Annotated in this window: 24 protein-coding genes and 1 pseudogene; 9 read left to right on the top strand and 16 right to left on the bottom strand. The window is 41.1% G+C overall.

Annotated features, from left to right (window positions below):
• Positions 1 to 27 precede the first annotated feature (27 nt).
• Positions 28 to 1,233: a M20 family metallopeptidase gene (locus tag BQ4305_RS17415; RefSeq protein WP_110929024.1), complete on the top strand. Its 1,206-nt coding sequence runs from the start codon at positions 28 to 30 to the stop codon at positions 1,231 to 1,233.
• 285 nt (positions 1,234 to 1,518) lie between these two features.
• Here the strand turns inward: BQ4305_RS17415 and BQ4305_RS17410 are convergent, their stop codons facing one another.
• From BQ4305_RS17410 to BQ4305_RS17390, 5 genes and pseudogenes are all read right to left on the bottom strand, one after another.
• Entirely contained in the window at positions 1,519 to 3,282 is a 1,764-nt protein-coding gene (locus BQ4305_RS17410) for a helix-turn-helix domain-containing protein (protein ID WP_110929023.1), read from the bottom strand.
• A 129-nt stretch (positions 3,283 to 3,411) separates the two neighbouring features.
• A pseudogene (locus tag BQ4305_RS17405) lies at positions 3,412 to 5,044 on the bottom strand (Na/Pi cotransporter family protein).
• A gap of 198 nt (positions 5,045 to 5,242) precedes the next feature.
• Positions 5,243 to 5,875 (bottom strand): phosphatase PAP2 family protein, encoded by a 633-nt coding sequence (locus BQ4305_RS17400; protein ID WP_110929022.1) that lies wholly within the window; start codon positions 5,873 to 5,875, stop codon positions 5,243 to 5,245.
• Between the two features lie 216 nt (positions 5,876 to 6,091).
• Positions 6,092 to 7,300 carry an ABC transporter permease gene (locus BQ4305_RS17395; protein WP_199880743.1) on the bottom strand — a complete coding sequence of 403 codons (1,209 nt, stop codon included), beginning with the start codon at positions 7,298 to 7,300 and terminating at the stop codon, positions 6,092 to 6,094.
• A gap of 1 nt (position 7,301) precedes the next feature.
• The gene (locus tag BQ4305_RS17390) at positions 7,302 to 8,033 is read right to left on the bottom strand and encodes an ABC transporter ATP-binding protein (protein WP_110929020.1); all 732 of its coding nucleotides are present in this window, start codon (positions 8,031 to 8,033) and stop codon (positions 7,302 to 7,304) included.
• Between the two features lie 705 nt (positions 8,034 to 8,738).
• On the opposite strand from BQ4305_RS17390, the gene BQ4305_RS17385 reads away from it, so the two are divergent.
• From BQ4305_RS17385 to BQ4305_RS17365, 5 genes are all read left to right on the top strand, one after another.
• Positions 8,739 to 9,161 carry an HIT family protein gene (locus BQ4305_RS17385; protein WP_110929019.1) on the top strand — a complete coding sequence of 141 codons (423 nt, stop codon included), beginning with the start codon at positions 8,739 to 8,741 and terminating at the stop codon, positions 9,159 to 9,161.
• Positions 9,162 to 9,335: 174 nt separating this feature from the next.
• Positions 9,336 to 10,442 (top strand): 3-phosphoserine/phosphohydroxythreonine transaminase, encoded by a 1,107-nt coding sequence (gene serC, locus BQ4305_RS17380; RefSeq protein WP_110929018.1) that lies wholly within the window; start codon positions 9,336 to 9,338, stop codon positions 10,440 to 10,442.
• 118 nt (positions 10,443 to 10,560) lie between these two features.
• Positions 10,561 to 11,088 carry a tryptophan transporter gene (locus BQ4305_RS17375; protein WP_110929017.1) on the top strand — a complete coding sequence of 176 codons (528 nt, stop codon included), beginning with the start codon at positions 10,561 to 10,563 and terminating at the stop codon, positions 11,086 to 11,088.
• Between the two features lie 418 nt (positions 11,089 to 11,506).
• Positions 11,507 to 11,875 (top strand): YtxH domain-containing protein, encoded by a 369-nt coding sequence (locus tag BQ4305_RS17370; RefSeq protein ID WP_110929016.1) that lies wholly within the window; start codon positions 11,507 to 11,509, stop codon positions 11,873 to 11,875.
• A gap of 209 nt (positions 11,876 to 12,084) precedes the next feature.
• On the top strand, positions 12,085 to 12,675 hold the full coding sequence (locus BQ4305_RS17365) for an HTH-type transcriptional regulator Hpr (protein ID WP_110929015.1): 591 nt from the start codon (positions 12,085 to 12,087) through the stop codon (positions 12,673 to 12,675).
• Between the two features lie 3 nt (positions 12,676 to 12,678).
• Here the strand turns inward: BQ4305_RS17365 and BQ4305_RS17360 are convergent, their stop codons facing one another.
• Positions 12,679 to 13,005, bottom strand: a complete 327-nt coding sequence (locus tag BQ4305_RS17360) for a DUF1878 family protein (protein ID WP_110929014.1) — start codon at positions 13,003 to 13,005, stop codon at positions 12,679 to 12,681.
• A gap of 114 nt (positions 13,006 to 13,119) precedes the next feature.
• Between BQ4305_RS17360 and BQ4305_RS17355 the strand changes: the two genes are divergently transcribed.
• Both BQ4305_RS17355 and BQ4305_RS21940 read left to right on the top strand, forming a co-directional pair.
• The gene (locus BQ4305_RS17355; RefSeq protein ID WP_110929013.1) at positions 13,120 to 13,659 is read left to right on the top strand and encodes a DUF3267 domain-containing protein; all 540 of its coding nucleotides are present in this window, start codon (positions 13,120 to 13,122) and stop codon (positions 13,657 to 13,659) included.
• Between the two features lie 86 nt (positions 13,660 to 13,745).
• The gene (locus tag BQ4305_RS21940) at positions 13,746 to 13,928 is read left to right on the top strand and encodes a hypothetical protein (RefSeq protein WP_110929012.1); all 183 of its coding nucleotides are present in this window, start codon (positions 13,746 to 13,748) and stop codon (positions 13,926 to 13,928) included.
• Positions 13,929 to 14,013: 85 nt separating this feature from the next.
• Here BQ4305_RS21940 and BQ4305_RS17345 read toward each other — a convergent pair whose 3' ends face one another.
• Both BQ4305_RS17345 and BQ4305_RS17340 read right to left on the bottom strand, forming a co-directional pair.
• Positions 14,014 to 14,094, bottom strand: a complete 81-nt coding sequence (locus BQ4305_RS17345) for a YjcZ family sporulation protein (protein ID WP_110929011.1) — start codon at positions 14,092 to 14,094, stop codon at positions 14,014 to 14,016.
• Positions 14,095 to 14,170: 76 nt separating this feature from the next.
• Positions 14,171 to 14,299, bottom strand: a complete 129-nt coding sequence (locus BQ4305_RS17340) for a YjcZ family sporulation protein (protein ID WP_110929010.1) — start codon at positions 14,297 to 14,299, stop codon at positions 14,171 to 14,173.
• A gap of 195 nt (positions 14,300 to 14,494) precedes the next feature.
• Here BQ4305_RS17340 and BQ4305_RS17335 point away from each other — a divergent pair, with 195 nt between their 5' ends.
• On the top strand, positions 14,495 to 15,349 hold the full coding sequence (locus BQ4305_RS17335) for a peptidylprolyl isomerase (protein WP_110929009.1): 855 nt from the start codon (positions 14,495 to 14,497) through the stop codon (positions 15,347 to 15,349).
• 24 nt (positions 15,350 to 15,373) lie between these two features.
• Here the strand turns inward: BQ4305_RS17335 and BQ4305_RS17330 are convergent, their stop codons facing one another.
• The 8 genes from BQ4305_RS17330 to cysK form a co-directional block, all read right to left on the bottom strand.
• The gene (locus tag BQ4305_RS17330; RefSeq protein ID WP_110929008.1) at positions 15,374 to 15,574 is read right to left on the bottom strand and encodes a sporulation YhaL family protein; all 201 of its coding nucleotides are present in this window, start codon (positions 15,572 to 15,574) and stop codon (positions 15,374 to 15,376) included.
• Between the two features lie 106 nt (positions 15,575 to 15,680).
• Positions 15,681 to 16,619, bottom strand: a complete 939-nt coding sequence (gene yhaM, locus BQ4305_RS17325; RefSeq protein ID WP_110929007.1) for a 3'-5' exoribonuclease YhaM — start codon at positions 16,617 to 16,619, stop codon at positions 15,681 to 15,683.
• A 143-nt stretch (positions 16,620 to 16,762) separates the two neighbouring features.
• Positions 16,763 to 17,476: an IucA/IucC family C-terminal-domain containing protein gene (locus BQ4305_RS17320; RefSeq protein WP_110929006.1), complete on the bottom strand. Its 714-nt coding sequence runs from the start codon at positions 17,474 to 17,476 to the stop codon at positions 16,763 to 16,765.
• Entirely contained in the window at positions 17,466 to 17,618 is a 153-nt protein-coding gene (locus BQ4305_RS21640; protein ID WP_199880741.1) for a hypothetical protein, read from the bottom strand. Before BQ4305_RS21640 ends, BQ4305_RS17320 begins: the two co-directional genes overlap by 11 nt.
• 178 nt (positions 17,619 to 17,796) lie before the next feature.
• A complete protein-coding gene (locus BQ4305_RS17315; RefSeq protein WP_110929005.1) occupies positions 17,797 to 18,210 on the bottom strand; it encodes a hypothetical protein in 414 nt (137 codons plus the stop codon).
• 193 nt (positions 18,211 to 18,403) lie between these two features.
• Complete coding sequence (locus BQ4305_RS17310; RefSeq protein ID WP_110929004.1) at positions 18,404 to 21,403, bottom strand: AAA family ATPase; 3,000 nt, start codon at positions 21,401 to 21,403, stop codon at positions 18,404 to 18,406.
• Between the two features lie 18 nt (positions 21,404 to 21,421).
• Positions 21,422 to 22,633, bottom strand: coding sequence for a metallophosphoesterase family protein (locus tag BQ4305_RS17305; RefSeq protein WP_110929003.1), 1,212 nt, complete (start codon positions 22,631 to 22,633; stop codon positions 21,422 to 21,424).
• A gap of 155 nt (positions 22,634 to 22,788) precedes the next feature.
• Entirely contained in the window at positions 22,789 to 23,709 is a 921-nt protein-coding gene (gene cysK / locus BQ4305_RS17300; RefSeq protein ID WP_110929002.1) for a cysteine synthase A, read from the bottom strand.
• Between the last annotated feature and the right edge of the window lie 207 nt (positions 23,710 to 23,916).

Here is a 23,916-nt window from a genome sequence, read left to right as displayed (position 1 = left end):
CTACTTTAATAGAAAAGAGGAACCGATATGGAAAAACTAGTTACAGGAACTGCTAAAGAAAAGTTATTCTCCTTTTTAAACCAACTCTCAGATGAAGTGATTTCAATCCGACGCTACCTGCATGAAAACCCTGAGCTTTCATTCGAAGAAGTGCATACGCCGGCCTATATCGCAGAGTATCATCGCAAGCTTGGACATGAAGTCCGGACAGAAGTCGGCGGACGCGGAGTCGTAGCAGTCTTAAAGGGAGGAAAACCTGGGAAAACAGTAGCGCTGAGGGCGGACTTCGATGCTCTTGCGATTCAGGAGGAAAACGATCTCCCCTATCGTTCAAAGGCGGACGGCATTATGCATGCCTGCGGACATGATGGCCATACCGCAACTCTCTTAGTCCTTGCAAAAGCTTTGCATTCGATCAAAGATGAATTGGAAGGCAGCATCGTATTTATCCATCAGCACGCAGAAGAGCTTGCTCCCGGCGGAGCCATTGCCATGATTGAGGACGGGTGTCTGGATGGTGTGGACGTTATTTTCGGCACCCATCTCTGGGCAACCGAGCCTGTTGGCAATATCATGGTAAAAAGCGGTCCCATCATGGCCGCTGCCGATGAGTTCAGAATTACCATCAAAGGAAAAGGCGGACACGGATCCGAGCCTCATATGACCAAAGATTCCATTATGCTTGGCTCACAATTCGTCATGAACGCTCAACAGATTGTATCAAGAAGAGTAAATCCTCTGCAGCCGGCGGTCATCTCTGTCGCTCATTTTGAGGCACTTAATCCATTCAATGTTATTGCTGATTCCGCCTTTCTAAAAGGAACGGTCCGTACATTTGATGAAGGAACACGGAGTTTAATTGAAAAAGAATTGGAACAGGTTATTCGATCAACTGTTTCAGCCGTTGATGCAAAATATGAATATAAATACCTGAGAGGATATCCAACAGTCGTTAACCATCCGGAAGAAACTGAACTTTTGGTAAAGGCTGTACAGAATATCCCTGAAGTAAAAAAAGTCCGGGAATGTGAACCGCTGATGGGCGGAGAAGACTTTGCCTATTATCTTGAGCATGTCAAAGGAACGTTCTTTTTTACAGGAGCTCATGATCCTGAATGGGAGGAAACATACCCCCATCATCATCCAAAGTTCAATATAGATGAGCGCTCACTCCTTATTGCAGCCAAAACGCTAGGGGCAGCTGCCGTGGAATATATGGAGACTGCTGAATAACGATAATGAGTTTGGGACAAAACTTAAAAATATCAAATTTGAACTGCACCCGAATTGTTAGATACATCTAACAATTGGAGGTGCAGTTTCTTTATGGCCAAATTTACAGCTCAACAGAAAATATAAGCTCTAAAAAGATATCTTGAAGGAACAGAGGGACATGTAAGTATTGGTAAATGTGCTAAATCCATTGGAGTAGCCTCAAATGTATTTCATACTAATAATTCTATCCCCTTCTAAGAATTTTTACTTCAGTCACTGTCTCTTTTAAAGAAAAGCTGCCTGTCAGTACTTGAAAATATGATGCTCATACAGCAGGAGAGCTGCATACAGATTCGTCATATCCTGAATATTGTCCAAATCGCAGGAAAGCTTCTCTTGAAGCTGCTGCAGACGATAATAAACTGTATTAGGATGCAGATGCAGCTTCTTAGCAGTCAGGCCTACATGCTTGTTACATTGGAGATAGGCTTGCAAGGTCACCAGCCATTCATTCCTGTTCGTCCAATCTGAATGGGTAAGAATTTCTCCAAGTATCTCTTCTACAAAATACACTGCATCTTCCTCACTTAATTCCATAAGATATCTTTTTACTCCTAAATCCCTGAAGGTTCCGATTCGCGTCTCATCACTAGAACGCTCACCTTCCATCAGTGACAGTTCCGCATCCTTGTAAGAAATGACAGTATGCTGCAGATTCTTAACCATCCTTCCAATACATATAGTCAGTCCTGAATAGACAGACAGCAGTCTTGCCGCCTGTTTGCGTATCATCTTACGATGGTCTTCCCCTTTTGATTTAGCTCCGAGCAATATGAAAAGACCTTTATGGTCAGGAAACACTGTCACATAATACTCTTTAGCAAACACTTGCACAATTTCTTCTTCGAAAGCCATCACTTGATACATATCCTCTAAATCTACCTTTTCATTCCTCAGTAACAGAAAACAATAAGACTTTGCATGCTGCATCCCGAATTTTTTTAGAGAGCTCTGCACCTCAGCCGTTAAATTTCCTTGCAGCAATTCGCTTAAGAGTGCTCCTTTTTCCGCCTGCCTATGCTTCATCCGCTCCTGAAATTTTATTTGTTCCATTGCAATAATGGATGCCGCATGTTTGACTACAAGCTCATTAATAATATCCAGGGAAGAGGTGTTCCCTGCAATCACCATATAGCCTATCGTTCCAAATGATGACTGGACTGCCAAAGCATGACCGCATACCGTTTCACCCGTATATATAACCTGGATCTGCTGAGATCTAATCAGTGAATCACTCTGTTTCCTCAGCCAGTCCTGCAAAGATCGTATGTCCGCACCCGCTTCAGAATCAGAAAACTCAAAACGGAATAATGGGTCAAAATAATAGATTGGCCGCTGTATAATATCCGCCAATTTTTCGATAAGAGACTGCAGCCCGCTTCCTTTTAGAACCGCCTCATTCAGCTGATTATGGAAGGTAAGAATCGTCTCCAGCTGTTCGGTCCGTTTCTGTTTTTCATGATAAGCCCGCGCATTCACAATGGAGATAGCAATCTGATTCCCAATTGCTTCAAGAAACCTTAAATCCTCCTCTGAAAAGTAATACGGATTTTTGAAATTATCAATGGTGAGGACTCCGATTTTTTGATTCTGATGGATCAAGGGGACAGAGATGCAGCTGACTGGAATTAAAGCATCGATTGTTGATTTCAGATAATACTCCAATGTCTGATTTCTCATATTGGACATCGCTTTCCGTATGTCTTCTTCTGTATTGATCAGCAAACTCTGTCCATTTTCAAAGACTGTACCGCTAATACCTTCCCCCGGAAGCAGCGTGTTTTGGAGATACATTTCTTCTCTAAAATTTACAGCAGCTTCAATTTTCAAAAGCTCCCTATCTTCATCCCAAAGGAGTAAAAACCCGGCATCTGCTTTGTCCATTCCCTGAATGACCTCTTCGATGATTTCTTCCACCAGGTTTGTTAAACTTTCATTTGTTATAATATTTTTTGAAACCTGTATAAATGTATGCAGGCGGCGTTCAATATGATTCTTGCTGTTCATTCCGTTCACCCCGTATCTGATTCTGACTTCATCTCTATTGTTATTATAACGAAAAGAATGTCCTTTTACGTTCCATTTCAAATTTCAAGGGGAACGAAAAACAGGAGACCTATTCGGCCTCCTGTTTTTTTATTGTTTTTCACTCATTGCCGCTTGTGCGATGTTCATCGCATGATCGCCAATTCGTTCAAGATTACTGATTATATCAACAAAGACAATGCCTGCCTGACCGCTGCATTCTCCGTTTGTCAGGCGGAGAATATGCTTTTTGCGAAAACGGCGTTCCATTTTGTCGATTTTTTCTTCCTGGGTAATAATATGTTCGGCCAATCCTTGATCACGTTTTTCCAGTGAGGTCAGCGCTTCTTTTACAGTCGTGACTGTCAGAGTAAACATTTCCTCCAGATCGTCCATTGCAGAACCTGTCAGCTTCACTTTGTTAGCAAGCTGATATTCCACCAGTTCAAGAATATTTTCGTAATGATCGCCAATTCGTTCAATATCACGGATGGAATCCATCAAATGATGATGCTCTTCCGACTCATTTTCTGAAAGCGAACTGGAAGACAGCTGTACAAGATAATCAGTAATTTTCCTGTCCAAATTATTGAGAGCCTCTTCAATCTGATAAGCATTATCTTTATATTTTGACTGCTTCGTCTGAAGGAATTCAAGCGAATCCTCCAGCCCCTTCACCGCAAACTCTCCCATTCGAATAACTTCCTGTTTTGCCTGTCCGAGAGCGAGCGACGGCGACTGAGAAATGAAAATCGGATCCAAATGTTTTGCTTTATAATCCACAAAGACATCTTCACCGGGAATCAATTTCGTGACGATCCAGGCTAATACCGCTACAAAAGGCAGCTGTATCAATGTGTTCGTTACATTAAAAGTCCCATGGGCAAAAGCGATGGTCATCTCAGGATTTAAGTTTAATTCGGTTTGGAACCATACAATCAATGCAGTAAAAGGCTTGAGCAGCAGCATGAAAAGTAAGGTGCCAATAAGATTAAAAATAACATGAACCGCAGCCGCTCTTCTTGCTGCAACTGCTGATCCAATAGCAGCCAAAACAGCCGTGATGGTTGTCCCAATATTGTCTCCGAATAAAACAGGGAGTGCAGCATGTATATCAATCAGCGACTCTGAATATAAGCCCTGCAGAATCCCAATTGTTGCACTTGAGCTTTGAACAACAATGGTAAAAATGGTTCCGGCTGCGACACCGAGCAGCGGATGGTCGCTGAGGCTCACCGTCAAATCATGGAAAGACTCAAGGGAACGAAGGGGCTTCATGCCGCCGCTCATTAATTCCAATCCATAAAACAGAGCACCAAACCCAAACATGATCTGACCTACATTGTTTACCTTCAAATTTTTAAAGAAGAAAAGCAAAACGGCACCGACAGCAAGAATTGGTAAAGAATAGGCACCGACATCAAAGCCGATGATAAAGGCTGTAATCGTTGTCCCAATATTCGTTGCCCATAATAACACCAATGACCTGACGGAGTGTCATAAATCCAGCGCTGACCAGTCCGACCGTGATAGCTGTTGTTCCTGAGCTGCTTTGTATGAGAACTGTGACAATAATCCCTGCGAAAACTCCCATCAGCGGATTAGTTGTAAAACGGTCCAGAATTTCCCGCAACCGATCGCCGGCTGATTTTTGAAGTCCGTCTCCCATCGTTTTTATTCCATAAAGGAAGATACCCAGTCCTCCAATAAATTCGAAAATCATTTTCTGTATATCAAATTCCATTTATCATCATCTCCTCAGTCGACATCTTTCAGCAATATACCCCCATTATTCATGGTCAGTGCTCTAAAGTAAACAGAGACAGAAGAATCTCAAAACAGCTTTACAAAACCTTAACAAAAGGCGTACATAGGCAAAATATTGAAATGGTAAAATTTACTCTTTGCCAATTATTGTGACAGCGATATATGATTTCCCCTCCTATCTGCGCTCCTTAATACGGACTAATAAAACGCGGTACAAAGAAAGGATCATGTACAGACAGATAACTCCTGCCATAAATCCGGCTAGCACATCTGACGGATAATGGGCCTTTAATACGATTCTGCTTATACCAATTAATCCAATCAGGATCCCAATCAGAACTCCCGCACCCCATCTAGCGAAGCGGCTCTTCCGATGGAAAAAAAAGAAATAGTAAATGAGACCATAGAACATCATACTCATCATTGCATGTCCGCTCGGAAAACTGAATCCTGTCGCATCAATAGCCGGATTCAATTCCGGCCTTTCCCTTCCAATGAGTGCCTTTATCCAATGATTCAGCTGATATCCGGCAGCTATGGTTAAAGCTGCAGCGGCCATACTTAAATAACTCCTGCCCGATATCCAGAGAATACCGACAAGGAGAAAGCAGCCGGTCCATATGACAAAGGAAGACCCTAGTTCCGTCACTTTTTCAAAGATCGAATGAATCACTGTCCCTTCTTTATGATAAAGCGCATCTTGTATAACCGTTTCCAAAGGCACGCTGATCTTATTCTTTTGCAGAATCGCCATCAGAATAAAAAGTAAAGTTAAAATCAAAACGGCAATTGCCTCTCTTCCCTTCATCACTCTCCTCCTTCCTTACAGCTCACTTACACTAAGTATACCCATTCAAGCATGTATTCCTGCACTGGCTGTACGTGCAAAGGGCTATTTTTATAGAGTGGACAAAAAAATATCAACCCTCACACAGAAGGTTGATATTTCAGGGTTATATACTGCATGAATTTCGTTTCAGAGATGCTCTCAAGGGCGCGATATAATCTGCACTCTTTCCTCCATTTAAAAACTTTTCAATTTTTTCTTTGCATATTGGAAAAACACCGCAATAAAGATACTGCCTGAAATCAGTGAACAAGCTGCCGGCAGCCAGTTACCTTTTACAGCCAAAACCAGCGCAAAAATGACCGTTTCAGCTAAAAGAAAATAGGCAATCAGTTTCAAAACAGCCTGCTGCCTCATAACAGCCGGCAGCGGATAAAGCGAAACCCAGATTTTCAGTTCATGCACTTTCCACATCGGCAGCAGCTGGATGCCAGTCATATATAGGAATAAAAGTGTAACCAGGATGACTGCCCACAAATTGGAAACCACATATAAAACAACCGAACCGATTATGGACAAGCGTACTAGCAATCCTAAATAATCATTGGACCTAAGAATAGTACGTGCGTACAAATACATGTAGCTGGAGGCCTGACGATATGGCACAAATCCGAGCAGCCAATCAAGCCATTTCCTCCGGGCTGCTTTTCCGCGCAATTTTGGAACATCCGTAAACAGATTGGCCACCCGGTAAAAGGCGAGCATCCGCTTGCTTTCGAGGTGGATCAGCCTTTCCCATTTGAGCGAATTGCCCTTCACGGCGCTCTTATAATAAGCATACAAGACCGGGTGCAATAAGACAGGGATAATCGCAAACAGCAGTGTATGTTCATTAAGCAGAAAATAGAGCGCTACAAGATTGATCACAAATCTTACAAGCCAATCCCATGTGACAGCCGAAGACTCCGGAAATTTTAAAGCAAGCCAATGATTATTTAAATTAAAAAGCTTCAAGATAAGCATGGCGAGAAGCAGAAAAATAAAATTACCAATACCGGCTCCGGTCACCTTCGCATACATCGGCATTATGGCCGCAAAGACAAACAGCAAAATATATCCCTGCAGGATAAAGCTCAAAAAAATGGAACGCTGAAAATAACTGCCCATCTTTGTTTCCAGAGGAAGCAAAAACACCGTATCCGCTTCCTTGAGAAAAGTATGAACGGGACTGTTTGTCAGAACGACGGTCAGAATGAAGGCCGCAATGGGGACAGCCGGAAAACCGCTGTCCAGTGTCTTCACCCAATTGCTGTAATAATACGCCAGCCCTCCCAGACCCAGCACAAGCACAAAAGCAAAGTGACCGTTAAAAATATATTTTAAATATCTTTGGATTTCTTTGCTGAATCCAATAAACCTTTCTTTCCAAAGCAGCTGAATATCCATCTTATTGCTCTTCCTTTGTAAGCCGGATATAAATATCGTCCAGATTGGCACCAGGCATCGAAAATTCGGCACGGAGTTCTTCCAGCTTTCCTTTTGCCCTGATTTCTCCATTATGCAGGATCACAAATGAATCACAGTACCGTTCCGCGGTAGCCAAAATATGAGTAGACATCAGGATTCCAGCACCGCTTTCCTTTACTTTGGTCATCATGTCAAGCAAAGATTGGATTCCAAGCGGATCAAGACCGAGGAACGGCTCATCTACAATATACAAATCAGGCTGAACTAAAAAAGCACACATAATCATAACCTTTTGCTTCATCCCTTTTGAAAAATGTGCCGGAAACCAATTAAGCCGCTTTTCCATTCTGAATTCCTTCAGTAAACCGGCAATTCGCTGTTTATACACACTCTCTTCTACTCCGTAAGCCATTGCAGTAAGCTTCAGATGCTCCTCAAGTGTTAATTCATCATAAAGAATCGGTGTTTCCGGTATATATGTAAATTGCTTTCGATACGTATCAGGCTCTTCAAAAGTCTTTCCATTTATTGAAATCTTTCCTTTTTTCGGCTCCATCAATCCGATAATATGCTTGATGGTGGTACTTTTCCCTGCACCGTTCAGACCGATCAGACCGACGATTTCGTTAGGCTGAATTTCAAAACTGATTCCTTTTAAGACAGGAGTTTTTGTATACCCCCCCACCAGTTCGCTAATTTCTAATAATGACACACTAACAATCCCTTCTATAGACAGTTTTATGTTTTTACCAAGTACCAGATAAAAGAACAATCTAGATAAACTTCTTTTTTCATTTTACCAAATTGCCCTCGCATATTATAGTCCGAGCATCTTTTAATTCCATAAATAACCATTCATGTTTTTTGGACGTTTGAACAAGATATTAAGGAAGGCAGGGACTTCATTTGAAGGATTAAAAAAATCTTATGTAAAATGAGGTGTCAGTTAAAGACGTTCAACTGGATAAACAATGAAATCCTTTCTAACTCATGATCATAATCAGACGTTAAATGGGGTGTCAGTTAAAGACGTACTAACTGGACGATAAGGCTTCAAAAAATCGTTTCGCGCAAGGAGATGTTTGTCTTGCACGTATAGCCAAAATCACATTCAAAAATGATCGAATATGCTTTGAAAGTTGAAGAAACTTTAAAGATATAGGAGATGGTAGCTTTGAATGGCAAAACCTTCATCCAGTAACTGTAATTTACAACATGGTAAATGAGGTGTTGGCCGAAGAGTATTTTAGCTAATGCGATAGAAGCTCATAAGACCCTGCCCTTCAAAAACAGGGCGCAGCAATTAGCTGTGCCCTGTTTTATATTGTCGGCAAGAAAGAAGCTGTGGTACGATTAAAACAGCTTCAGACCCATACATATATTGAAAAAAGTAAACATACAGAAAGGATGTTCTTTCATGGGCGATTGCATTTTTTGCAGCATTATCAATGGAGAAATCCCAAGCTCCAAAGTATTCGAAAATGAACATGTATTGGCTTTCCTTGACATCAGCCAGGTAACAAAAGGGCATACACTGGTCATCCCAAAGATTCACAAGAAAGACATTTATGATATGACACCGGAAATTGCACAGGAATTATTCAAAGCGGTGCCTGAGATTGCACATGCACTGAAGCAAGAGCTGCAGCCTATTGGGCTGAACATGGTCAATAATAATGGCGAAGCAGCAGGACAGACCGTCTTCCATTATCACCTTCATCTTCTGCCCCGCTATGGAGACGGGGACGGATTCGGAGCAGTATGGAAAACCCATACAAGCGACTATACACCCCAGGAATTAACGGAACTCGCGGGTTCTATTTCCAAGCATATAAAATAAAAAGCTCAGTCTGCAGGCAAATGGCATCAAGAAACATTCTTGGTGCCATTTTCTCTTTTTGACATCTTTTCGGATTTCAGAAAAATTCCACATTTACCTCCCAATTTCTCTTTTTTCTGTTAGGATATAAATAGACAGAATTCTTTATCACATTGCCGCATAGGAGGAAGAAAATTGAAACGAGCATTAAATTTCAACGCCGGCCCAGCCGCACTACCTGAACAAGTTCTATTGAAAGCACAAAATGAATGGCTGAACATCCAGAATTCAGGGATGTCTGTCATGGAATTGAGCCATCGCAGTGCAGAATACGATCAGATTCATAATAAAGCAATTGATTCATTAAAGGAATTGCTTGATATCCCTGAAAACTATGAAGTCCTCTTACTTCAGGGCGGTGCAAGTCTCCAGTTTTCCATGATCCCGATGAATCTGCTCAAACCTGGAAAAAAAGCTGAATATGTCCTAACAGGATCATGGTCTGAAAAAGCTTTAAAAGAAGCAAAAAAGGTTGGAGAAACTTTTGTTGCCGCTTCTTCTAAAGAAAAGAAATATACCTTCATCCCAAATGCAAAAGAGATTCAAATCCAGGATGATGCAGCTTATCTTCATATAACAAGCAATAATACTATTTACGGAACTCAGTGGAAAGAGTTTCCCGAAACTGGGGAAGTTCCTCTTATCGCTGACATGTCCAGTGATATACTCAGCAAAAAGATCGATATAAGCAAATTCGGTCTTATTTATGCCGGAGCGCAAAAAAACCTTGGTCCATCAGGTATTACAGTTGTCATCATAAGAAAAGATTTAATCAGCAGTGACGACAAACTTCCTTCCATGCTGAACTATGCGACGCATGCGAAAAGCAATTCTTTATACAATACACCGCCGACTCTGGCCATTTATTTATTGTCTCTTGTCCTGGATTGGGCAAAGGAACAAGGCGGCATTGATAAAATAGCTGAAATAAATGAAGAGAAGGCCCTGACGATTTATGATGTTATCGACCAAAGCGGCGGATTTTACAAAGGCCATGCAGAGCCAGGCAGCCGCTCTTATATGAATGTCACATTCAATCTGCAGGACGAAGCAGCGGAAAAGCAATTCCTGCAGGAAGCGAAAGAAGCTGGATTTGTAGGTCTTGGAGGCCATCGTTCTATTGGCGGCTGCCGGGCTTCTATTTATAACGCGGTTCCGCTTTCCCATTGCCGGGAACTGGCTGGATTCATGAAAAAATTCCAGGCATCTTATACCGGAAAGCCTGCTGCTGCAGTAAAATAAGCAGAAGAGAAACTGCTTCTAAAACATTCCGGACCGTGATATACTGTTGGATAATCCCGCCACAGGCATCAGAGCACTGCTGGGGGACAGTTTAGCTTAGAAGAGGAGAGTAAAATTTATGAATACAAAAACCCTTGTTTCCATGTCGCTGTTTGTTGGGATAGGTGCAGCCCTGCATTTTATCATTCCGGGATTTTTTTTCTCAATGAAGCCTGATATGATGCTGTTAATGATGTTTTTGGCTATTGCCCTATTTCCGGAAAAAAAGAATGTGTTTATTCTTGCTTTGGCAAGCGGAGTGATTTCAGGAATTTCAACCGCCTTCCCAGGCGGCCTATTCCCGAACATCATCGATAAATTTGTGACAGCCTTTGTTTTTTTCGCTTTATTTCTGGTATTCAGAAAAGCAGCAGCTTCCGTCACTGGTATATGTGTACTGACTGTAATAGGCACGCTCGTTTCAGGAACGGTCTTCCTGACTTCCGCTTATTTCATCGTCGGTCTTCCAGGGCCTTTCCTTGGATTATTTTCAATGGTCGTTCTGCCTGCTGTACTTTTAAATACAATCGCTATCGCAATTATCTATCCAATTGTTAAAAGCATCTTCCAAAGGACAAATCAAGGAACAAAATTGGTTAAAAGTTAACCTGCTGCACCGGAAATGAATTTTCCGGTGCTTTTTTCTTTATAAAATATTCTGAGGAGCTCAGAGAATAGCAGTAAGGGAAGTTTTGTCCCCTGTCTCCCCTTATTCCACCTCTTTAAAATAACCAGGCATCCACCCATAGGTGCTTCCGGAAAGAAACTCAAATCCTCCCTGATCCACTTATCATCTGAAAATTCACACTCTTAAAAGATATCGCATTTTGCTAAAGAGGTTTTAAATATTATTTTTGTGATATAAAGATAAAATGGCAGATTCCCTTCCATTAAGATGTAAAATATGGTATTTTGTAATCAATACCCTCTCTTTTATTTTGTCCTTGAATTCGAATCATTTCTTCATGGATAGAAGGGATTTAGCTACTGTAAAGCGAAATTAAAATAGAAAATGAGGTGATTGTATGAAAACGAAATCCATTATTCTAGGCTTCTTGACTGGTTCTGTTGTTGCAGGCGCTGCTGCGTTGCTGACAGCCCCAAGTTCCGGCAAGGACCTCAGAGAACGCCTGAACCAAAACAAAGATGAAATCCTTGGCACAATCAAGGAACTGAAAATGAAAATCCTCGATATTAAAGAAGAAACGATGCAGGCCGCACAAATAAGCAAAGAATCCATCCAATCCTTCATTTCTGATGTTCAGCTTCTTATTCAGGACTGGAAACAAGATATTGAACCAAATAAGAACGAGTTATTGGGAAGTATTAAGGAAATTGAGAATTCCCTGAAGGAACTGGAGAATATACTGCCGCAGTCAGGTGAAAAGAAATGATACACAATCCGGTACGTTCTTTGTACCGGATCCTTTCATATATCCAGCGGACACTTCCCCTGCCCTTCTCGGCCGGTCTAACAGCCAAAAAACAGAAGGATCTTATACCTTGCGGAAAATTCAAAAAATTTAGCAAACTTTATCTTTATTAATTTTTATTTTATTGTCATAATAAATATACAGAATCTGATAAGTAGGTGAGCCATATTATGCAAGAGAGAAATTATTCTATGAAAGAGGCCATGATTTTTAGCCAGCGCATTGCCCAATTAAGTAAAGCTCTTTGGAAATCAATTGAAAAAGATTGGCAGCAATGGATTAAACCTTATGACTTAAACATCAATGAGCATCATATCTTGTGGATTGCCTATCATCTTAATGGATCATCTATTTCTGATGTAGCTAAATTCGGGGTCATGCATGTTTCAACAGCGTTCAATTTTTCAAAAAAGCTGGAAGAACGGGGATTTTTAAAATTCTCTAAAAAGGAGAATGATAAGCGCAACACGTATATCGAAATCACTTCAGAAGGTGAAAAAATCCTATTAGACTTAATGGAAACCTATGACCCGGCCAACAATGCTGCATTCTCCGGCGCACTGCCCCTTCGTGATTTATACGGAAAGTTCCCAGATATGATTGAAATGATGGCCGTCATCCGAAATATTTACGGCGAAGATTTCATGCAGATATTCGAACGCTCCTTTTCCAATATAGAAAAAGACTTTACCGATGTTAACGGCAAAATTACAAAAAAAAAGCAGGAAGAAAAGATTGAAAAGGAAACTGAGCCGGTTTAACAATCAGAACTGAGCCATCTCAGTCATGAAGGGAATAAATAAACCCTGAGATAAACAAGCCTGAACCAGCTCTTTTACCTTTATTTTCGGATTCACTATCTCTTCCAGTTGAACAAAAAGCGGTTGAAAATGAACGAAACCTTCCGCTTTTTCTATTTCGTATTTTTTGCTCATCACTTCACAAATCTTTAGTAATTCCTCTGATTCCTTCTCAGTGAAATTCCTTTCCACAAACAATAAATCCAGCTTGGCAGCAGGCTGTTTAATCACGTTCATTAATAATTTTTGATGATAGCGCAATGTTTCGATCTCTTGATCCAAATTCTCCATTTCCTTTTATCCCCATTCAATCAAATATCTTTTAAAATTTCTATTGCAATTTTATGTAAATCATCGTAATGTATGTAGGTGAAATTTAACGGTCTTTGGAGGCTGATATTATCAATGAATTCTTTGAAATCCATCAACTTGGCTAGACAATACGGACAGCAGCGCATTCAAGTGTTGTCCATCCTTACCATGTTGATCTCATTTCTTTTAATCTACACAGCGATGAGCGCCGTTTTACCCGGTAATTTGCACGACGGACTGGAACTGATATTTATTATTGGCCTCTTTCTATTATATCCTGTCCACAAACTATTACACTATATCCCTTTGCTATTACATTATAAAAATTTTAAAACCTCATGGTCTATAAAATTTATGATGATGCCTGTCCCAAAAATGCAAGTGTTGGAACCTGTTTCCAAACGATATTATATTTTCGCGCTCTGTCTGCCTTTTATGCTGATTAATATCCTACTCGTTATTTTAATGGCCCTCTTTACCCAGTATGCCCATTACTTCTCCATTCTTTTATCAGCACATATCGGGCTTTGTCTTTCAGATTTTATTTATCTGAAACACATCATCAGCATGCCTCAGAAATGTTATATTGAAAAGAATGGGAAAGAATTTGATATACTCATCAACGAAGAGTGACCGGTACAAAGGATTTTTCTGTATCTTTTTTGTTTATAATTTGGTATCGTATTCTTACATGATGTTTTGCAAGGAGGGATTCAGGCTTGATCTCGTTTTGGTTTATTATTTTCGCGCTTTTTATCCTATATAATATTAACAAAATGACCAATTCTTTATGTGTACAAAAGGAGATTCCTGAAGACCGTCAGCCTAAAGTATTCAGGACCATCAATATTTTAATTACAATTATGCTGTTATCCTCTTACATTGAAATTATATATACTTGAGAATCTTCATACTTATTCGGTCATTTATCAGTCTGCAGCAGACTGTAAAAGAAAGGGGGAAGCATCCGCTTCCCCTTTTTATTATTTACAGCCAGGCAGCACCGATGATAATCAAAAGGATGAAAAGTACGATTATCAGCGCAAAACCGCCGTTTCTTCCATACATATTTCTTCCCCCTTTCAATTCTAAAAGCATCAAATTGATGGCTAATTAGCCCGGCGCTTCCAAGATACGAACATACTTACCAGCAGAATGATGCTCCGATAATCACCAATAATATAAAGAGCACTACCAGCAAAGCAAAGCCGCTTCCGTATCCGTAACCGCCGCCAGTATTACAACCGCAATCTCCTCCACCTACATTGCTCATGTAATCTTACCTCCTTTTAAGTCTTCGTGTTATCATATGCCCGGGTCCTTAAATGGGTTAGGCCCATTGCCTAAATTTTAAAAAATCTTGGGTTTTTGCTGTAATATTTTTTTGGGCTGGTAAACAATATGTGTTATAGTATTATTTATGAGATCTAGGAATTTCGACATAATTTAATTATTAGGAGATGTTTTGATGAAGAAATGGGCATTATCGATTGCTGTTACTGCCGGTTTGATCGGCCTTACCGGATGCAATAACGGAGATAAAGCAGTCGTAGAATCTAAAGCGGGGGATATCTCCCAAGATGACTTATACAATGTCTTGAAAGAGCGTTATGGGGACCAAGTACTTCAAGAACTGGTATATGAAAAAGTTCTTTCTGATAAATATAAAGTAACGGATAAAGAAGTAGATGCACGGCTAAAAGAGCTTAAAGATCAAATGGGAGAAAACTTTGATTCTGCTCTTGCTTCTTCAGGATTTAAAACAGAAGACGACTTGAAACGCTCCTTGAAGATTGGCATGCTTCAGGAAGAAGCTGCCATTAAGGATATTAAAGTATCTGAAGATGAAGTAAAAAAAGCCTACGAAGACTATAAACCTCAAATCAAGGCAAGACATATCCTTGTCGATGATGAAAAGAAAGCAAAAGAAATCAAAGCGAAGCTGGATAAAGGGGAAGATTTTGCTAAATTGGCAAAAGAAAATTCAACTGATACAGGCTCTGCCCAAAATGGCGGTGACCTTGGCTGGTTCGGGGCAGGAGAAATGGTTCCTGAATTTGAAGAGACAGCTTATAAATTGAAGAAAAATGAAATCAGCGATCCTGTGAAATCCGATTATGGCTATCACATTATCCAGCTTACTGATAAAAAAGCTAAGGAATCTTACGAAGATAAGAAGGCTGAGCTTGAACGCCAACTGAAAGTTGCAAAAATTGACCAGGCTAAACTGCAGGATATTTTAGATAAAGAAATTAAAGATTCAGACGTTGAAATTAAAGATAAAGAATTAAAAGACGCTCTGTCCAACAATGAACAGCAGTAAGGAAAAGAAAAAAGACGGACCAGTTTAAGCTGGTCCGTCTTTTTTTGCTTCTTCCTCTTCCAACAATCCCCGTTTTTCCTTTTCTTCCATCATTCTGTCGATATATTTCTGTCCCTCTTTCTCAATCCATACATTTTCCGCAGTCTGATCCACTCTAGCCTCCCGAACGAACATAAAGGCACTGATGACAATACCCGCCAAGAGCAGCCATACTAAAATACTCAAAACCCCCACCTCCGGAAAATCTATCAATGCTTTACTAGAGAATATGCAGAATCAAAAAAAATATGCTTCCGCCTTATTAGGAATCAGAAGCATACTTTTCGTCTAGTTAAAATTTTGGCTTATAAAAAGAACGGTTATCGAGTGCAAACACTCTTTCCGTGAATTCGCCCGGCTTTACTTTTTCCAATGCTCTGTCCATCATATTGATTTTAGCATCCAGATTATCAATGTAGTGAAGTACTTCCGCTTCGCGGACCATCGGCGGTTTCGGGCTGCCCCATTCAGCCTTGCCATGATGGGCGAGCACAAGATGCTGAAGAATCATAATCTCTTCTGCATCAATTTTTAATTCATCTGCCGCCTTGCCAATTTCGCTCACCATGATGGAAATATGCCCAAGCAAGTTCCCTTCCACTGTATAGACCGTGGATACAGGACCCGATAATTCGAAAACTTTTCCAAGGTCATGAAGGATGATTCCCGCATACAGCAAGTCCTTATCCAAGGATGGGTACAGACCGGCAATCGCCTTGGCCAAATCAAGCATGGAAACAACATGATATGCAAGACCAGACATGAATTCATGGTGATTTTTCGTAGCCGCCGGAAAAGTAAGAAACTCGTTCTGATGCTTCTTAAGCAAATATCTAGTAATCCTTTGCAGGTTAGGATTTCTCATTTCAAAGATGTATTGAGTGATTTTCTCCATCATCACTTCCTGGCTAAGAGGAGCTGTCTGAATTAAATCCGCCTTCTCTACCCCATCAGCCTCTGTTGTTAACCGGATATTACGAATCTTTAGTTGGCTCCGGCCTCTAAAGTTTTGAATTTCTCCTTGAATTTTGACAGTCGATTCCTCTGTGAAGGCCTTTTCGTCATTTTCAGAAACGTCCCAAAGCTTGGCATCGATTTCTCCTGTTTTATCTGCCAAAATCAACGTCAAAAAAGGCTTGCCATTGCTCGCCACTGCTTTTGTGCTAGATTTAATGTACATATATGTATCTACTGAATCACCAATGCTATAATGTATAATACCAGTTTTCATGCCCATGCCTCCGTTCAAATAGTATATACAGTATACCACACGCAGCTTCTAATGGAGAATCAGTAAGCAAAAACCATTGTTTCTCAACAATGGTTTGATCTTCTTTTAATCATTGATTAGAAGGACACTTTTTGCTCGACTTACTATTTTCCGAGTTTAGGACAATAAGGGCATTTATCATAGCCATCAATTTCGTAGTAGAAGCAACAGGTCTTCCGTTGAAAAGGATTCATATATTCCGAGATCGTTTGATTTCCAATCAATTTCTTAAAAGGGGACTTCCTCTCCACTCCATCCCACACTGCATCGTCGAAAAGGATGGACAGATCCTGTTCAATTCTTTCCTTCCTCTCGGGATCCTCAAGAAGCTGGGAATACATCCATACAATATAACTCCAAATATTTTCCCACATCACCATTTTAGGAATCTTAGTTTCTGATGCAAGAGGATTCAAAATAGAGGAAGCAAAATTTTTCAATATATAATGAAAGGATTCAGCTACTTCTTTCTCATCTGCCACAATCCATTCATCTTCCTCCAAATAATAGGTCAGCATTGCACAAATCTCGTCATCCGGATCATCCAGGACCCTTACATTTTCCATCTTGCCTTTCCAGAGAAAGCGGTACTTGCTCAGTGCAAAAAAATGGCCGACCAAAAAGAAAGCATATCTTCTAATCCACATAGAAGCAGCAACCCTGTCTGATTTTGCGCCTGTCCTTCTCTTCATATATTCCAGAAGTCTGTCCTGATTTCCGCCTAAACCGTCTTGAATCAGAATAAAATCTTCTTCTTGCTGAAAAGATAAACGATAGTCCATTATCTCTTTTTTTAAATCAGATGTACTATTCACCATAACCGTTCACTCCTACCTTCTGCCGCGAACTGCCGCCCCTAAAAATAACAGCAGGATACATGATGCTTGTCCATTGCACATCTTGCTTCGCTATTACAAGCTGAGGAAGTGCCCTGTTACAAGCTGACATCGCTTGCCCCATTCCACTTCCCCCTTTCATTCTCTTTTATATTCAGTCTAATGAAATAGATTATCAGTGTCAATGCTGGGTGAACAGGGGCATACCGCCTCCTTTACCAGTAACCTAAAACCGCCAAAAAGGAATCGAGAATACTCTCCATCCCTTTTAAAGCGGCATACTGAAAGGATTATTTTTAGACTTAGACAGCTTCTACTCTCGCCGTACAATGACGCAGTGATTCCTCACGAATGAGGGCAAATAGGTCTTGATCAATAAACGGAATATAACCTTTTGCAATTTCCCAGGCATTACTTTCAATCTGGTAGAGGATTCCAGAATCCGATGTCCTGAAAAATTCCTCACTCATTTCTGATAGCAAGGGATCCATCGCATGACCCAGTTCATGAGCATAAATAATCCAGGCATACTCTTCAACTCTTTCAAGAGAACCCAGCTTTCTTTCACATTGAATCGCGATATCTCTTTCGTATAAGGTAATGGTATGGTTTTCAGCCGTATATTTTCCCCCAACACATCTCAAACCGGGAAACTCTTTTTCAACCCGAAGGTTTAATGTCGGATCCGTAAGGGTATTAAATGTAAATAAATCCATCTATGCTTCACTCTCTTTGTTTAAAAAATAATTGATAGTATATGATATTCTTCTTCTATAAGGAGTATGTAAATAATCCTATCCGGAAGAATGATCTTTTATTCCCACATCTTACTATCTCCTAAAAAACAGGTAATGTTTATTATTTCAAAAAAACGAAAAAAAATCCAGAGAAGACTCTCTGGTATTTTTTTCATCTATTTATTAAAAAGCTGCTTTCTCCCAGCACAATGACTGATTCCCTGCTGAAGTGCTGAAGCATATGTTCATGACAGGTAAAAAAGATGATCTGATGCTTCTGGGCAATTTCCTTTAATAGCCGAATAGTAAGACCCGCTCTTACAGAATCAAAGTTTACAAAGCTATCATCGATGATCATCGGAAACGGGTCTTTTTCAAAACTGTACGCAGCAAGTGCCAGCCTTAAAGAAACATAAATTTGCTCTGCTGTACCGCGGCTGACTTCAGAAGCGTCAAAAAGCTGCCGATCCTTTCTGACAGCCTGAAGAGCTTCTGTCTCTTGATTGAAAACTATTTTGATATACTCTCCTTCTGTTAACATCGAAAAATACTCTGTGGCTTTCTTGATCACGTTGGGAAGGCGTTCTTTCTTAAACTGCTCTAAAGTTCTCTCAAGCATTTCCTTGGCAAGTGCAAATACTGCCCACTCTTTACTTTCCTCATTAAAAGAAGCCTTTTCTTCATGGAATTGATGAAGAATTTCATCATACGTTCCGGCTGTCTCAAGCTTCAAAATGTGATGCTTTAATTCAGATCGTTTTTCTAAAAGTTCCGTTCTTCTGGACTGCAATGATTCACGCTGGCTTTCCAGACTGTTGACTGTGTAGGAACTTATATCCTGATCCCAAAAGTCCTCCATCTGTTCGGCGGTGAGCCTGGATTGCCGCAGCTGGATATTAATCACTTCAGCTTGTTTAAGCAATTCTTCAAATTCTTCCGCTCTTTTCGCTTTGCTTCTGAATTCTTCTTCAGATTCGACCGCTGCCTGTACAAACAGCTTCTGAATCTCCCTATCAAGAAATTCAATCTCAGCTTGCAGCTTTGCCAGTTCTTCCTCTGCCTGACTGTTTTGTTCCCTTAAATGTTCAGTCTGATTTTGCTGTGCAGCAGCCTCCTTCAATGCTTTCTGGACATGAAACACTGCTTCTTTCCATGACTGCAAGCCTTTGCGGAGCCGAGCGCCATGACAGAGCAACTCCTCGATCCTTTTTTCGAAGTCCTTCTTCAGCAGATGATGCCTCTCTGTCATATCCTGATTCTTTTCCAGCAGCGTTTTCCAGTTTACCAATAGCTCAAATGCCGTTTCGAGCGGAATCTCTGCTGAATTTCCAGAGAGCCCCCAGGCTGCCAACACCTCAGTCACGTCATCATTCACTTGAAGCCATGCTTGCTCCCATTCCTCATATTCCTGGATAATCACTTCAAAGGCCTGTTCCCGCTCTGAAAGCTTAGTCTTCTCCGCTGCCAGCAGCCGGCGGATTTCTTTCTCATTTTCCAGCAGCCTTTCAGCTGATTGCCACTCTGTTCCCCCATCTCCCGGCGTGCGGGATTCGAGTTCTTCTCGCTTTTTTTTCAGGTTACTGATTTGCAGACTCATTTCCTGACCAGAAGGATTTTTAAATGGCCGCAGGACAGCCATCATTACGGCTGCTGCCATTAGAGCGGCACCTGCCAGCTCATTTGATTTCAAAAAACTCCAAACAGCCATCAGTATAAATAAGAAAACAATCCCCCAGCTAATAGCTCCAGCTAAACGATGATTCGCCTGTTTGAAGTTCCTGTTTCTTTTTGAAGCTTGTTCAAGTTCTTTTATTTGGTCATCCAGCAGCTGTTTTTTTAATGTACGGTAAGTCTCATTCTCATGAGCAGCCCGCTGATTTTCAAGCTGTTCTCTCTTGTCATTTGGAAGAAGCTTACTTTGTAATTCGGCTACCCTTTTTTCGGCAGCCTCCAATTTATCCTTTTGTGTGCCATACTTCTGATCTAACTGCATTTTCGTGTCTCTCAAACGATGCAGCTTACGTTCCAGCTTTTTTATTTTTTCCTTCATAAATGTGCTGGTGTCCAACTGCAGAATATGGACTGTTTCGTCATTCAAATGGAGTGTCTGCTTAACCCTCTCAATTTCTCTCCTATTGCTTCTCATTTCCATTTCGAGAGTCTTAATATCCAATTCCAATTTATCGAAAAAAGCAGACTGCGACATCGATGTCTCTATTGCTTCTTTATTGTCCCTGATATAAGGCAAGATTTCATTATCTGCCAGTTTTTCCTCTATCCTTCGCTTATTTTCGAGCAGCGCCTTCCTCTGGGAGTGCAGCGGGATCAAAGCAGATTGAATCTGTTCCAGTTTTCGCAGGCCATTGGCTGGGAAATCTGTACCGTCCTTCAAATGGCCGATTCTTTCCTCTATTTCCTTTTTCTTCTCCAGTAATGGCTTCATGCGAAGAAATTCGGTCTGCTCCATTAATCTCTTCTCGGTCTGGCTGAATTCTTCCATTAGCCCGGCCAGCTTTTTTTCTATATTTTTTCTCTCATCAAGCAGAGCAGAATAGACACTTTGTTCTGATTCTGCCGCTTTCAGCCGCTCATTAAGTGCTCTTGTTTTCTTTAGTTTTATATTCAGTTCCGGCTTTTGTCCGGATGGTTTAAAACGTTTATCCAGTTCTTTTTGAAGCTTTGCTTCGACATCAGTTAATCTGTCATTCCCGAAGAGCCCGGCAGAAAGTAAATATTTCCCCAATTCTTTCTCGTTTATAGAAGAAACCTGTGCAAGCCCGTCGAGATTAAAGGAATATACCGACTGATAATGGGGCTTATCCATCCCTTGGAGGATTCTTTCCAATCCTTCTTCCCCCGCTGTTTCCCCGTTTGCAAAGGTCACTTTCACATCCCCTGCTGCTTTTCCTTTTACCCTCTCGATATGGATTTCTCCATATTCCTTGGATTCAAGGACAAGAGCTCCGCCATATTTCGCATGCTGCTTCGGTTCATAGCGAAGCTCATGCTGGGCCTTAGTCGGAAAGCCAAATAGCATACTCTGGATAAATGACATAATCGTTGATTTCCCCGATTCATTTTTCCCTGCGAAGACTTGCAGCTGTTTAAGATCAGTGAACCGTTCATTCTCAAGCTTTCCGTATCCATAGATATGTAATTCCTTTATTTTCATAAACGGGTTCCCTCCTTTCTATTTTGATTTCAAAAACTGCATTTTCAGCCAATTTTCCGCCTGAATGAGAAGTTCTTTTCCTTCTTCCTTGCTTAGTGGCTCTAAATACTTTCTGGCAGCTGTATGTTTATAAAGGGGGGCAATAGCGGAGTCAACTCCTTGAAAATCTGCTGCTAAGGCAGAAAGTTCCTGTAAAAAAGGGGATTCTTCCGTCAGCTTGTTCAAATTTTCATGATTCGCAGTGCGAAGCCGGTGCACGGCCGCATAATTTTCTTCTTGGATTTGCTCCTGCAGAATCTCCTTTATATCCTCAAGCATTTCCAGGCTGAAAAAAAACGGATCTTGGTGACCGGCAATATCGAGTTCCAAGTCCAGCAGCGTTTTTTTTCCTCCTTTTTCTTCAATTATTCTCTCACAAAGCTGCAGGGTCGTATCGAATCCAGCAGTTTCAGGCAGCTGAATCACTTCTTTTTCCCATACGATTTCAGCTGTATCTATAAACTGAAAACGTTTATTCGATCCATCCAGCTCGACAAGACAGCAGCCTTTTGGTCCGCTTTCCTTCCTGTTTCTCCCTTGTATGTTCCCTGGATAAATAGCAAGCGGCTCTTCTGAAACAATTTGGCGTTTATGTATATGCCCCAGTGCCCAATAATCAAACTCCCTATCAGATAGATCCCTTAGAGAAAAGGGAGCATAAGGGCTGTGTTCCGCTTCTCCTTCAAGATTTCCGTGAAGCAGTCCGATATGATAATCGGCCTCGCCCTCCTTCGAATAGGTTTTGATCATCCTTTCCGTTACATGACGTTTGGTGTAGCTGAAACCATATAAACGGACAGTTGTTCCATCTTCTTTTACATAAACTGCACTCTCAGTCCTGCCCCCGAATACATGAACATTTTCCGGCATCTCTATCGAAATCCAGGATCCGGAAAGATGGTCATGGTTGCCATGTATGATATAAACCGGAATTCCTGCTGCATCCAGCCTCTGCATCTCAATGCGCATCTTAACCTGTGTTCTCAGGCTCCGATTTTCACCATCAAACAAATCACCTGCTAAGATCACAAAATCTACCTTATGGAACAAAGCACTTTCAATGACTTTCTGAAAGGCTCTAAAAGTGCTGGCTCTTAAATCCTCCATCACGAAAGTTGGAAGATCTTTTAAGCCGGTAAACGGGCTGTCCAGGTGAAGATCTGCAGCATGTATGAAGGTCACTCCTCCCATTCATTCCACCTCCATCCAATTGAATGCCTTCATTCTATCATAAAGGGAACGTATTTTCCCATTCAAAACAGAAAAAAAGCCCAGGATTAGCCGGTAATGATCCGGCCCTACTATCCATGGACTGCATTTTTTTATTCTCTTTTCACCTTACTTTTTTAAAACAAATTCATGCTTAAATATCTTTCTCCGTTATCAGGCGCAATGCAAACAACCCTTTTTCCTTTGCCAAGCCGTTTTGCTTCCTGAAGAGCTGTCCAGACAGTCGCTCCAGCAGAAGGGCCGACTAATATCCCTTCTTTAGCAGCCAATGCTTTCATTGTTTCAATGGCATCCTCATCAGCTACCTGAATAATCTCATCGTATACTTCCGTATTTAACGTGCTTGGGATGAATCCCGGGCTTGTTCCGACCAGCTTATGGGTGCCAGGCTTTCCCCCAGACAATACTGGTGACCCTTTAGGCTCTACGACAATAACCTTAATATCAGGCAGCTCTTCCTTTAATACTTCGCCTGTGCCAGTGATCGTGCCACCTGTACCTGAACTTGCTACGAACGCATCCAGCTGGCGGTCCATTTGATCAAGAATCTCCACAGCTGTTGTAGTCCGGTGAATATCCGGATTGGCCGGATTTTCGAATTGCTGCGGCATGAAACTGTTTGGTATTTCTTCAACTAATTGCTTCGCCTTTTCAATCGCACCAGGCATTCTCTTCGCTGCAGGTGTCAAGACGACTTCCGCCCCGTAAGCTTTTAAAATATTGATTCTCTCTTTTGACATATTATCAGGCATGACCAAAATGGCTCTGTATCCTTTTGCAGCTGCATTCATGGCAAGTCCGATACCTGTGTTCCCGCTTGTAGGCTCAATGATTGTCGATCCCGGCACCAAAAGACCTTGCTCTTCCGCTACTTTAATTAAATTGAAGGCAGCCCGGTCCTTTACACTTCTGCTCGGATTGAAATATTCAAGCTTTACATATACATCCGCATCCCCTTCATTTGTAAGGCGGTTAATTTTCACAACCGGTGTATCTCCGATTAATTCTGTAATATTATTCACGATTCTGTCTGTCATGACAAAAATGCCCCTTTCTGGTCAATCCAATACACAATTCATTTATTTTCCCTTTATATTATAGCATTAGTTGGGATTGGACTGTAAGCAAGGAAACTTATAATCATCCTCTTCTCAGTATGCCCTGAATCAGCTGCAGTATTTCTTGAAAACTGAATGACTATTCATAAAATGATTGGCGAACTGCTATTCAGGTGTTAAAATATG

The organism is Bacillus massiliglaciei (genome assembly GCF_900098925.1).
Lineage (GTDB): Bacteria > Bacillota > Bacilli > Bacillales > DSM-1321 > Peribacillus > Peribacillus massiliglaciei.
This window is presented reverse-complemented; position numbering and strand designations above follow the sequence as displayed.